At 64.5% G+C, this 9,198-nt stretch carries 9 protein-coding genes; 4 read left to right on the top strand and 5 right to left on the bottom strand.

All coding sequences use genetic code 11. The features are described 5' to 3' along the window. The 4 genes from VSR72_RS26615 to VSR72_RS26600 form a co-directional block, all read right to left on the bottom strand. The coding region (locus VSR72_RS26615) for a hypothetical protein (protein WP_342955338.1) at positions 1-136 on the bottom strand (136 nt) is incomplete at its 3' end. A gap of 413 nt (positions 137-549) precedes the next feature. After that, positions 550-1,263, bottom strand: a complete 714-nt coding sequence (gene hutC, locus VSR72_RS26610) for a histidine utilization repressor (protein WP_342955327.1) — start codon at positions 1,261-1,263, stop codon at positions 550-552. A 177-nt stretch (positions 1,264-1,440) separates the two neighbouring features. Next, complete coding sequence (locus tag VSR72_RS26605; protein WP_342955326.1) at positions 1,441-2,850, bottom strand: sensor histidine kinase; 1,410 nt, start codon at positions 2,848-2,850, stop codon at positions 1,441-1,443. An 18-nt stretch (positions 2,851-2,868) separates the two neighbouring features. Next, complete coding sequence (locus tag VSR72_RS26600; protein WP_321917837.1) at positions 2,869-3,546, bottom strand: response regulator; 678 nt, start codon at positions 3,544-3,546, stop codon at positions 2,869-2,871. Positions 3,547-3,743: 197 nt separating this feature from the next. Here VSR72_RS26600 and VSR72_RS26595 point away from each other — a divergent pair, with 197 nt between their 5' ends. The 3 genes from VSR72_RS26595 to VSR72_RS26585 are packed head-to-tail and all read left to right on the top strand — an operon-like array spanning position 3,744 to position 6,478. Beyond that, positions 3,744-4,763 (top strand): ABC transporter substrate-binding protein, encoded by a 1,020-nt coding sequence (locus VSR72_RS26595; protein ID WP_342955325.1) that lies wholly within the window; start codon positions 3,744-3,746, stop codon positions 4,761-4,763. Between the two features lie 37 nt (positions 4,764-4,800). Further along, on the top strand, positions 4,801-5,595 hold the full coding sequence (locus VSR72_RS26590) for an ABC transporter ATP-binding protein (RefSeq protein ID WP_069269299.1): 795 nt from the start codon (positions 4,801-4,803) through the stop codon (positions 5,593-5,595). Between the two features lie 19 nt (positions 5,596-5,614). Further along, the gene (locus VSR72_RS26585) at positions 5,615-6,478 is read left to right on the top strand and encodes an ABC transporter permease (protein ID WP_324154559.1); all 864 of its coding nucleotides are present in this window, start codon (positions 5,615-5,617) and stop codon (positions 6,476-6,478) included. Between the two features lie 109 nt (positions 6,479-6,587). On the opposite strand, the gene VSR72_RS26580 is transcribed toward VSR72_RS26585, so the two are convergent. Then, positions 6,588-7,244 (bottom strand): peroxiredoxin, encoded by a 657-nt coding sequence (locus VSR72_RS26580; RefSeq protein WP_342955324.1) that lies wholly within the window; start codon positions 7,242-7,244, stop codon positions 6,588-6,590. Between the two features lie 502 nt (positions 7,245-7,746). Here VSR72_RS26580 and VSR72_RS26575 point away from each other — a divergent pair. Beyond that, positions 7,747-9,138: a TIGR00366 family protein gene (locus VSR72_RS26575; RefSeq protein WP_342955323.1), complete on the top strand. Its 1,392-nt coding sequence runs from the start codon at positions 7,747-7,749 to the stop codon at positions 9,136-9,138. Positions 9,139-9,198 lie beyond the last annotated feature (60 nt).

The following is a 9,198-nucleotide window of genomic DNA, read 5'->3' as shown; positions in this document are numbered from 1 at the left end:
CCGGGTCCAGATTATTCTGGATCATCCGGTAGGCGGCTTCGGCCAGCCAGGTCTTGCAGACCTTCTCCGCGCCGCGCGGCGCGCGGATCGTGCGGGTCGGGTCGAGGCGGGGATCGGTGAAGTTCGGATGGTTCATGGCGTTTGTTCGAGTCCGTCGAGTCTGGTAGCAAGCTGAGGGGCTGCGCCCGCGGAGGTGCGATGAGCGCTGCAACGTGGACTAAGTCTAACCCCGCTAAGTTGTATATACAACTCGTTTTGATCAAACGTGGGTTAGTAGTTACCCTGGCGTATTTAGCGGAAATTCGTGTGCGGGAGCGAAGAACCGGCGAGCGACCCGCGAACGCTTTGTCTAGACAAGACGTCTGCAAACAGGCCGACGCAACGCACGGCGTGCGGACGCGGCCGTGCGGCCCGCGCGGACAAAAAGGCGGGCTCGAAGAGAAAGGAAGAATTGAGTGGCCTGAAACGCTTCGCCTTAAACGACGAAATTGGTCGCAAAACGCGTTTCAGCGGCAGGCGAACTGCAGAAAACGGGCGTCTTCTACCGCCTCAAACCGTGCCCGCAAGGTGGAAACGCGAAGCGGGATGCCACAAGCGCACGGAGGTCGCCACATGCCGCCCTACCCAGGTGCGGCGCAGCAACAGCAGGCAAGGCTCGCCGATTTCCATCTCCAGATACTGCCGTACGCGCGCGTCGGGCTTCTGCGCGTAGATGCGGAACTCGGCGCGCTGGATCGGTGCGAGGCGCACCATGTAGTGATTCGGTGTTTCGACGGTGAAGTCCTGGGCGAGGTAGTCGGGGAACACCTCGGGATTCACGTAGCGGTCCTCGTACTGGATCGGCTCGCCTTCCTCGCTGTGCACGATGCGCGAGTGGAACACCGGCCCGGCACCGAGTTCGAGCGCGGCGACCGCGTTGGGATCGTCGCTCTCCTCCAGCCCCAGCACGCGCGCCGCATGCCGATGACCGCGCGCCGCGATTTCGTCGGCGATATTGCGGATCTGCAGCACCGTCGATTCGTACTGGCGCGGCGCCACGTAAGTGCCCGATCCACGCACGCGGTTCAGCACGCCTTCGGCCATCAGCTCGCGCAGCGCGCGCGAGACCGTCATGCGCGCCACGCCGAATTCTTTCACCAGTTCCGTTTCGGAAGGCACCACGTCGCCGGGTCCCAAGGCGCCGCTTTCGATCTGCGCGAGCACATGGCGCTTGATCTGCTCATAGGCGGGCAACGGGGCACTGCCGACCGTTTTCTTTTGCATGGTCTCGATCTTCGAATGAACGGGAGGTGGCCGAAGCAATCGCCGCCAGGCGCGGCCAGGATTTGCGGCTTCAGGCGGCCCACATTGTACCGCCCCTTAAAGTGCCGCCGCGCACGGGCTGCGACGCCGCAGTTCACGACCTCCGCAGTTCACCGCCTCGACACGGAGCGCGCCCTCTTATGCGGGCACGGCCGCGAGCGCGGGCTGCCAGCGCGCAAGCACCACGCAGGCGCGCACGCCTCGCCCGTCCGCGCCCGGACTCAGGCTCACCGCGCCGCGATGCGACTGCGCGATCTCGCGCACGATGGCAAGACCGAGGCCCGTGCCCTCCGTCTGCGTAGCGGCGCGGAAAAAAGGTTCGAACACGCGCGCACGCGCTTCCGCGGGAATGCCGCGGCCGTCGTCGAGCACTTCGAGCGCAACCGTCTCGCCGCTCGCGCGCACCGACACTGTCACGTGGCCGCCCTCCGGCGTATAGCGCAGCGCGTTATCCACGAGATTGCTGACCATCGCGCGCAGCAGCTCGCGATGGCCCTGCACCACCGCCTCGCCCGCCTCACCCGGCAGCTCCGCGCCGAGATCGATGCCGCGCGTCTGCGCAAGCAGCGCGAGCGCTTCGACCACCTCGCGGGCAAGCTGCGCCATGTCGACAGGCGCGGCCGGCAACTGCGCGGGGTCGAGCGCCTCGGCCTGCGCGAGCAGCAGCAACTGGTTCGTGAGCGCGACCATCGAGCGATTGCTCACGTGCATGGCCGCCAGCACTTCGTCGAGCGCGGGATCGACGGCTTTTTGCTGGCGCGCGTACTGCAATTGCGTGCCGAGCAGCGTGAGCGGCGTGCGCAGTTGATGCGCGGCGTCGGCAATGAAACGGCGCTGCGCCGCCGTCTGCGCCGAGAGGCGTGCAATGCATTGATTGATTGCCTCCACAACGGGTCGCAGTTCGGCATGCAGCCCCTCGGCGCGGATTGGTTCGAGGTGCGAAGGATCGCGGTCGGCTACGTCGTTCTTGAGCTTCATGAGCGGACGCAGCTCGAACGTGAGGCCGATGCAGGCGAGCGCCACGGCCAGCATGACCATGCCGATCTGGCGATAAAGCTGGGGACGCCACAAGGCCTCCACCATCGCGTCGCGCGAGCGCTCGGTCTTGCCGACCGACACGCGCACGCGCCAGATGCGACCGTTGTCGTACATGGAGCGCACGACGCTCACGGCGCGCACGGCCTGGCCGCGCAATTCGGCGTCGTACGACACGGGCGATTCGACGGCGGGTGGCGATTCGGCGTGCGGAAAATCGGGCATGCCCGCGAGCAGCGAGCCGCCCTCCACGTGCACGTTGTAGAACACCTGATCCTGCTGCGGCGAGGCGAAGAGTTCGAGCGCCGCGGGCGGCACATCGGCGCGCAGCGCGCCGTCGGCCCATTGCACGGAGCCGGCGATCATGCGCGCGGACGAAAGGAGGCGCCCGTCCTGCACGAGGTCGGCGGTATGGCGCGCGGCGCGATATTCGGAGGTCGCCGTGAAGCTCACATAGAGCGCAAGCGGCACGAGCATCCACCACAGCAGGCGAACACGCAGGCTACCTGTCATGACGGCACGCGTTCGTCGTCATAGCGTTTCATCCTTTCTGCGCAGCAAATAGCCGAGGCCCCGCAGTGTCACGATCACGGCCGAGCTGCCCTCGAGCTTCTTGCGCAGCCGCGAGACGTAGATTTCGATGGCGTCCTCGCTGGGCTCGTCGGCGAGCGTGAAGATCGCATCGACGAGCGCGGCCTTCGAAACGGTCTGGCCGAGGCGCAGCGCCAGCGTTTCGAGCACCGTGCGCTCTCGCGGCGTAACGTTCAGCGGCGCGCCCTTGAGCGTGAACTGGCGCGTATTGAGGTCGAACACGAGGTCGCCGCAGCCGATCTCGTTCGCGCGCGCAGGCGTTTGCCGGCGAATCAGCACCTTGATGCGCGCCACCAGTTCGCGCACCTCGAAGGGCTTGACGAGATAGTCGTCGGCGCCCGCGCCGAGCAACTCCACCTTTTCGTCGATCGAGCCGCTCGCGGTGAGCACCATCACGGGCGTCGCGTCGCCGCGCTGGCGCAGCCGGCGCAGCACGTTCTTGCCCGAAAGCTTCGGCAGATTGAGGTCGAGCAGCACCACGTCGTAGCGGTTGGACTGCAGCAACTGGTCGGCGGCTTCGCCGTCCTGCACGGCGTCGAAGGCGAACGCCTGCTCCTCCAGCGTCTTGACGAGCCAGTGCGCGAGCGTGGGATTGTCTTCGATGAGCAGCAACTTCATGGGAGGGTGCGGGCAAAGGCGAAGGCCGTTTCGGGGGAATCGATTGTGCCGTTGCCGGCGCGCCGCCGCCCTGCGGGTTAACACGGGTGTTTTTGCACGGCGCTAGAAGGCTGGCAGAAGGCTTACGGTTTTTATAATCGGCTCCATCCACCAAAAAGCGCCCGCATGCACGGCGCACACCCTCAGGAGACTCCACGATGCCTACCTTGCGCCAGATCGCCGCCGTATCGAGTGTCGCGTTTGCCCTTGCCGCCGGCTCCACGGCTGCCCACGCGGAAAAGATCACGATCATGGTTGGCGGCGCGACCAAGATCATCTATCTCCCCGCCAAGCTGACCGAACAGCTCGGCTACTTCAAGGACGAAGGCCTCGACGTCGAAATCCAGTCGCAGCCAGCCGGCGTGGACGCGGAGAACGAACTGCTCGCAGGCGCGGTGCAAGGCGTGGTGGGCTTCTACGATCACACGATCGACCTGCAGAGCAAGGGCAAGGAAGTGCAGACGCTCGTGGTGTTCGGCCAGGTGCCGGGCGAAGTGGAAATGGTCTCGAACGCGGCGGCCGGCACGGTCAAGAGCATGGCCGACGTGAAGGGCAAGACGCTTGGCGTGACGGGTCTCGGCTCCTCCACGAGCTTCCTCACGCAGTACCTCGCGCAGCGCTCGGGCGTGCCCTCCAACCAGTACACGCTGCTGCCGGTGGGCGCGGACAACACCTTCATCGCGGCGATCAAGCAGAACCGCATCGACGCGGGCATGACCACGGAGCCGACCGTCTCGCGTCTGCTGCAAACCGGCGACGCCAAGGTGCTCGTCGACATGCGCACGCTCGAAGGCACGCGCGCGGCGCTCGGCGGCACCTACCCCGCTTCGAGCTTCTACGTGCAGCGCGCGTGGGCGCAGTCGCACAAGGACGATGCGACGAAGCTCGCGCACGCGTTCTCGCGCACGCTCAACTTCATCGCCACGCATAGCGCCGACGAAATCGCCGCGAAGATGCCTAAGGACTACTACGGCAACAACAAGGACCTCTATGTGGCCGCGCTGAAGTCCTCGCTGCCGATGTTCACGAAGGACGGCCGCATGCCGGCCGACGGCCCGGATACGGTGCTGAAGGTGCTTTCGGCATTCAACCCTTCGGTGAAGGGCAAGCACATCGACCTCGCGAAGACCTACTCGAACGACTACCTGCCGGCTACGACCGCCACGGCGTCGAAGTAAGCATCTGGATCGGCCCCACGTTCAGCCCACTGAGACAATGACTTCCTCCCATTCCCAAGGCACGCCGGCCATCGAGCTGCGCAATGTTTCGTGCCGTTTCATTTCACCGGACGGCAAGGCGACCGTCGCGTTGCGCGACTTCAGCATGTCGGTCGCGCGCGGCGAGTTCGTCGCGATCGTCGGGCCCACGGGCTGCGGCAAGTCCACCACGCTCAGCATGATTACGGGCCTGCTCAAACCCACAACGGGCGAAGTGCGCGTGATGGGCGCGCCCGTGAACGGCATCGATCCGCGCATCGGCTTCGTGTTCCAGGCCGACGCCGTATTCCCGTGGCGCTCAGTGCTCGACAACGTGGCGGCCGGTCCGCTCTATCGCGGCCGCTCGAAGTCGGCGGCCTACGACGAAGCCAACGAATGGCTGCGCCGCGTGGGCCTCGCGAACTTCGGCAAGCACTATCCGCATCAGCTATCGGGCGGTATGAGAAAGCGCGTGGCGCTTGCGCAGACCTTCATCAACAAGCCCGAAATCCTGCTGATGGACGAGCCGTTCTCGGCGCTCGACATGCAAACGCGCACGCTCATGCAAGACGAGCTGCTGCAACTGTGGGGCGGCACGGGGTCGGTGGTGTTCGTCACGCACGACCTCGAAGAAGCCATTGCGCTCGCCGACCGCGTGTTCGTGCTCACCGCGCGCCCGGCCACGCTCAAGAAGGTCTACGAGATCGATCTGCCGCGCCCGCGCGTGACCTCTGAAATCCGCTACGCGCCGCACTTCGTCGAACTGTCGCGCCAGATCTGGCACGACCTGCGCGAAGAAGTGCAGATCGCCTAACACCGGAGCCGTTCACACTATGTCCACCCCGCAACAAACCCTGCCGCAAGGCCTCGATACCGCCTCGCTCGACGCCGTCGAGCGCGCCGCGCAAAAGCGCATTCGTCAGCGCAACCTGCTCGTCATTTCGCTGCGTATTCTCGTGCTCGTCGTCGTGCTAGGCGGCTGGGAACTCGCCGCGCGCCTCAAATGGATCGATCCGTTCTTCTTCTCGATGCCCACGGCCATCTTCGACCAGATCATCGACTGGTTCGTGAACGGCACCTCGCAAGGGCCGCTGCTCACGCAGGTCTGGGTCACGCTGGAAGAAACGGGCCTCGGCTTCATCATCGGTTCGGTGGCCGGCGTGTTCTGCGGCATCGTGCTCGGCCGCAACAAGCTGCTCTCCGACGTGTTCAGCCTCTACATCAAGATCGCCAATTCGATTCCGCGCGTGGTGCTCGGCTCGGTGTTCGTGATCGCGCTGGGTCTCGGCATGGCGTCGAAGGTGGCGCTCGCCGTGGTGATGGTGTTCTTCGTGGTGTTCGCCAATGCGTTCCAGGGCGTGCGCGAGGCTGACCGCTACATGATCGCCAATGCGCAGATTCTCGGCGCGTCGCGCCGCCAGGTGACAACCTCGGTCGTGATTCCCTCGGCGCTTTCGTGGATTCTCGCGAGCCTGCACGTGAGCTTCGGCTTTGCGCTGGTCGGCGCCGTGGTGGGCGAATTCCTCGGCTCGAAGCAAGGCATTGGTCTGCTGATTTCGACGGCGCAAGGCGCGTTCAACGCAAGCGGCGTGTTCGCCGCGATGATCGTGCTCGCCGTGGTCGCGCTCGCCGCCGACTACCTGCTCACGGCGCTCGAGCATCGTTTGCTCAAGTGGCGGCCCACGCCTTCGAACTGATTCAGTCAGCTTCCCCTGTCCGGACCGCGTGAGACGCGAGAGCTTGCCTGGTCCGTGATCCGCGGCGCACTGCCAGTGCGCCGCGTTTTTTTATCTAGCTCACCAAAGGTTACTTCGGCTGCTCGACCGTGCGCAGATACGGCTTGAGCGTCTTGAAGCCCTGCGGATACTTCTGCTTGGCCGCATCGTCGGAAACCGAAGTCGGGATGATGACGTCATCACCCGGCTTCCAGTTCACCGGCGTCGCCACCGTGTGCTTCGCGGTGAGCTGCAGCGAATCGAGCAGGCGCAGCACCTCGTCGAAATTGCGGCCCGAGCTCATCGGGTAGACGAACATCGCCTTGACCTTCTTGTCCGGCCCAATGAGAAACACCGCGCGTATCGTCGCGTTGTCGGCCGCCGTGCGCGGGCTCGCGCCGCTCGCGTTCGGGTGGATCATGTCGTAGAGCTTGGCAACGTTCAGGTCCGAGTCCCCAATCATCGGATAATTAACGGCGCTGCCCTGCGTTTCCTCGATGTCCTTCGCCCACCTCGCATGATCATCCACCGGGTCGATGCTCAGGCCGATGATCTTCGTGTTGCGCTTGTCGAACTCCGGCTTGAGCTTCGCCATATAGCCAAGTTCCGTTGTGCAAACCGGCGTGAAGTCCTTCGGATGTGAAAACAGAATGGCCCAGTGGTCGCCGATCCATTCGTGGAAGTTGATCTTGCCTTCAGTGGTCTCCGCGGTGAAATCGGGTGCCTCTTCTCCAATTCGAATCGTCATCTTCAGTCTCCTGAATGCAGTGATTTACAGCTCGAGAGGGTTCTGCGTACGCGCGAAAAGTGATTCCCGCTTCTGCATTTTAGGTAGTTCAAGTGACCGTTACGGAATTTCTTTCCGATTTCACTATCATTACAACAAACATACATTTAGCCATCATTTGTCGCTAAAACCCGGCATCGGCACGGCATCGCATCCTTGACATCCACTGAGCATGAAGCGAATAATGCGACGTTCGATAATCGAAACCGTGTTCGGATTATGAACACGAGAACAACAAGAACGGGCTGGCCGTCTTGCCGCGCAAATCCGCGCGGGCGAGGCGTGATATGAACCCGCTGCGCCGGGGCGGCATCGCCTCTCGCTAATGGAGGAGCCGCACCTGCCTCCCCGTCCATCGCGCGACTGGCTCTTCAGACGCACGGTGCCGGGGCCATCCGCAAGCAACGCCTCCTGTCCGCTCCGGCCAGCCAGTAGCCACACGCTACGAACTAGCGCAAAGAGCATGAAAAGAGACCTCCAGACTGAAACGCGCGATTCCCGCCAGGGTGTCGTCGCCGCCCTCGTGTATGTGTTCGAGCGGGTCATGCCCGACCCCTTCGTTCTGTCCATCTGCCTCACCTTCTTCGTCGCGGTGCTCGCGCTTCTCATCGCGCCGCACGGCAATCTCCCCACGCTGCTCAGCTCCTGGTACGAAGGCACGTTCGGCATTCTCGGCTTCGCGCTGCAGATGATCCTGATCCTCGCCACCGGCTACGCCATCGCCGAGGCGCCCGTGATCCAGCGCGTGCTGCGCGCGCTGGCCGCCAAAGCGCAAACGCCGGCGCGCGCCGCGCTGCTGGTGTTTCCGGTCGTCGCCATCGCGGCGTGGCTGAACTGGGGCTTGGGCCTGATCGTCGGCGCGCTGCTCTCGCGCGAAATTGCCAAACGCGTGAACGTGGATTTCGCGTGGCTCGTGGCGGGCAGTTACTCGGCGTGGTCGATCTGCAATAGCGGGCTCTCCAGCTCGATCGCCCTTTCGCAGGCCTCGCACGGCAACGCGCTCAATCTCGTGGAAAAGGCGACTGGCCAGGTGATTCCGCTCAGCCAGACCGTGTTCGCGCCGTTCGTCTTCATCCCGACCGTGCTCGTGGTGGTCGTGATGACGTTCATCTTCATCCGCATGCATCCGAAGCCGGAGCACGTGGCGCCCTTCAGCCAGGCGGCCGAAGCCGAAGCGAGCGACGCCGGCGCCAGCGACGACCCGCACGCGCGCGTCGGCACCGGCACGCCTTCGTTCGCATCGCGCCTCGAACAGTCGATGCTCGGCACGCTGCTGCTGATCGTGCTCGGCGCGGGCTATCTCGCGATGGAATGGAGCGAAAAGGGTTTCGAACTCGACATCAACACGACGATCCTGATCTTCCTGCTGATCGGCCTCGCGCTCCAGCGCACGCCTATCGCCTACGCGAACGCCATTCGCCGCGCCGCGCGCCAGACCGGCTCCATGCTGCTTCAGTACCCCGTGTACGGCGGCATCATGGGCGTCATGAAGGGCACGGGCCTCGCTTCGATGATCGCCAAGGCCTTCGTCACGATCGCCACGCCGGTTTCGCTGCCGCTCTGGAGCTATCTGAGCTCGCTCATCATCACGCTGCTCGTGCCTAGCGCGGGCGGCCACTGGGCCGTGCAGGGGCCGTTCGTGCTGCCTGCCGCGCTGAGCCTGCACGCCTCCGTGCCGCGCACCGCCATGGGCGTGGCGATGGCCGAGAACGTCTCGAACATGCTGCAGCCGTTCTGGGCCGTGCCGATCGTCGCGATCGCGGGCATCCGCATTCAGCGCGTGATGGGCTATACCGCCGTGACGTTCGCCGTTTCGCTCGTGATCTACGCCGTCGCGCTCTGGCTCGTGCCCTGAGCGTAGACCGTTCCGCTGCGCAGGAAGGCGTTGCGCCGACCGCTTTTTTTGCGGGTCGGG

It is taken from the genome of Paraburkholderia sp. JHI869 (assembly GCF_038900775.1).
Lineage (GTDB): Bacteria > Pseudomonadota > Gammaproteobacteria > Burkholderiales > Burkholderiaceae > Paraburkholderia.
Note: the sequence above shows the minus strand (reverse complement) of the source record. Positions and strands in the feature narration are given on the sequence as shown.